The 200-nt window shown below is 43.0% G+C and carries 1 tRNA gene; it reads right to left on the reverse strand.

The window, feature by feature from the left end:
- Positions 1-90: 90 nt before the first annotated feature.
- Positions 91-166, reverse strand: a tRNA-Ala gene (locus tag P20311_RS18830).
- Between the last annotated feature and the right edge of the window lie 34 nt (positions 167-200).

Below are 200 nucleotides of genomic sequence, written 5' to 3' on the forward strand. Positions count from 1 at the left end.
GAGAATCAAAAACTTCTCAAAATTAAACACACTCTATTCTCAGGTGATTGTGCTACCCGATAAAAGAATATTTATTTTTAAGAAGTAAAGTGGTGGAGCTAAGCAGGATCGAACTGCTGACCTCCTGCGTGCAAGGCAGGCGCTCTCCCAGCTGAGCTATAGCCCCACATATGCTGGTCTTACTGTTTGTATACCGACTT

The organism is Pseudoalteromonas sp. BSi20311 (genome assembly GCF_000239875.1).
Lineage (GTDB): Bacteria > Pseudomonadota > Gammaproteobacteria > Enterobacterales > Alteromonadaceae > Pseudoalteromonas.